This is a genomic window from Streptococcus cristatus (genome assembly GCF_001578775.1).
Classification (GTDB): Bacteria; Bacillota; Bacilli; order Lactobacillales; family Streptococcaceae; genus Streptococcus; species Streptococcus cristatus_A.
Genome location: NZ_KQ969062.1, coordinates 142,198 through 144,208 on the forward strand (window position 1 = coordinate 142,198; position 2,011 = coordinate 144,208).

The 2,011-nt window shown below is 39.3% G+C and carries 2 protein-coding genes and 1 pseudogene; all 3 read left to right on the plus strand.

What is annotated here, in order from left to right; translation table 11 throughout:
* A pseudogene (locus tag SCRDD08_RS00685) lies at positions 1–1,151 on the plus strand (type VII secretion protein EssC); the annotation flags it as partial.
* 81 nt (positions 1,152–1,232) lie between these two features.
* The gene (locus SCRDD08_RS00690; protein ID WP_061421994.1) at positions 1,233–1,598 is read left to right on the plus strand and encodes a TIGR04197 family type VII secretion effector; all 366 of its coding nucleotides are present in this window, start codon (positions 1,233–1,235) and stop codon (positions 1,596–1,598) included.
* Positions 1,599–1,600: 2 nt separating this feature from the next.
* The gene (locus SCRDD08_RS00695) at positions 1,601–1,966 is read left to right on the plus strand and encodes a hypothetical protein (RefSeq protein WP_061421995.1); all 366 of its coding nucleotides are present in this window, start codon (positions 1,601–1,603) and stop codon (positions 1,964–1,966) included.
* The last annotated feature ends 45 nt before the right edge of the window (positions 1,967–2,011 follow it).

Consider the following 2,011-nt stretch of genomic DNA (forward strand, 5'->3'; position numbering starts at 1 on the left):
TTTACCGAGAGGCTAGTGGTCAGCAGGAGCCGGCTATTGTTATCCTCTTAGACAGCTATGAGGCCATCAAGGAGGAGGCTTATGAGGCAGAACTCTTTAAGCTCTTGGTGCGCATCTCTCGTGAAGGTCTCAGTATCGGGATGCATCTCTTGATGACAGCGGGTCGACAGTCCAACCTTCGGGCTCAACTCTACTCGAACTTCAAGCACCAGTTGAGCCTGCCACAGAATGATGTGAGCGAGGTGCGAGCAATCGTGGGCTCTACGCCCCTTGCCATGACCATGGAAGACATTAAGGGACGGGCACTGATGAAACGTGAAGAGGTGGATGTGATCCAGTTAGCTCTCCCAGTCTCAGGAACCAATGACACCCAGGTTCTCAACAACCTGCGCCAGGAAGTGGCTTCTCTCCAAGAAGCTTGGACAGGACAGCGCCCAAGTGCCATTCCGATGGTGCCGGAGGAGTTGACCATGGATGTATTTCTCAATTTGCCTAGTGTACAAGAAGCGATTCAGAATCGTGAGTTGCCGATTGGTTTGGAGCTAGAAATGGTTGGAAGTATCAATATCTCTCTTAGCAAATTTAAACATATGGCTTATGTATCGAATGCAGAAGATGCTTTTGATAATATAACTCATCATTTAATAAAAACTATTCTTAGATTGCCTAACGTCCATATGATGTTGATTGATGCTTTCCAAGAATATGAGGCATATAGTGATCAGGTGAAAACCTATGTTGGAAGTAAAAAGGAACTGTCGGACATAGGAAATCAGCTAATCTATGAAATAGAGCGCCGTCTTGAAAAAGGTATATCATCTGAATGGATCATTTTTATACCAAATATGAAAGCACTGGTATCCGAGAGTAATCTAAATGAACAACAGCTTCAATTTATGTTTGAGAAGGGGTATCGAGTAGGGATGAGGTTTATTATTGGTACTGATTATACTTATATTGGGACAAGTATTGACCCAATTCCTAGATACCTCAAGACAAATATCCAATGGGTCATCTTTGGTATGCGCCTAATGGATCAAACCTTTTTAGATAAAGGAATGTATAGCCGAGATATGGCTCCAGATCCCGATCAGGTTTATTTACATTCTCGGAAAGAAGTCATCAAACTCAAAATTAGTAAGAATAAGTAAAAAATTATTTGATACTTAAGATTTAACCTTATTTCTTGATGATTTAGATAGTAGAAAGGATAATTAAAAAGGTTATTGAGCATGGGACAAGTAAAAAGTGAAAAAGGTAAGGCAAGCACTATTGCGACTGCAATTGTATCAGCAAGCAATAGCATTACTACTGCTGGTACAGTTACTAGAGATAAGACAAGCTCTTACACTGCTAATACGGTAGGAAGAAGATTGATTATAAATGAAGCATCTATTGCTAAAAATATTCAATCGAAAATAGGTGAATTTGTAAAGCTAATTCATAGTGCCGCAAATGAATTTGAAGTAGCAGATGAGAAGATCAGTACATTGTGGCAAAATAGTTTGCCCTTGGATCAAAATAAGGGGACAACTGGTCTACCTTCTCTGTATTCAAATCCGTCATTTGTTCCTCAAAATAATTTGTTTAAGGAGTGAGGATGGAAAAAACTAGAAAATTAGAAGATATTCAATGTAGCGTTCAACAGATTCAAACAAAATTATCAAAGCTAGAAGAAGAAAGAAATCAGTTTTCTTACGTTGCGACAGAGATTGTGGATCTTTGTCAAACAAACTTCATCCCATATAGAGAATTAGGATATTATCCATTATCAGTTAAAGATGAGATGGATCGCCTTGAAGATATAGAAATGTTAAAAAGAAATGAACAGCTACTTGATGATTTTATCACCGAGAGGAAAGAAGAACTAAAAAAAGCGGTGAGTATGCTAGAGGATGAAAAAGAGGAACTTCTTTTTCAACAACGCCGTCTTGAATCACAAAAGGAGGAGAAAAATGGGGATTAAAGTAGACATAGGCTCAGCAGACTCACAGGGTAGCACAGCGAATAC

Excerpts from the sequence above, each read along its gene's own strand:
- SCRDD08_RS00690 (WP_061421994.1), top strand. The coding sequence starts at position 1,233 with ATGGGACAAGTAAAAAGTGAAAAAGGTAAGGCAAGCACTATTGCGACT.
- SCRDD08_RS00695 (WP_061421995.1), top strand. The coding sequence starts at position 1,601 with ATGGAAAAAACTAGAAAATTAGAAGATATTCAATGTAGCGTTCAACAG.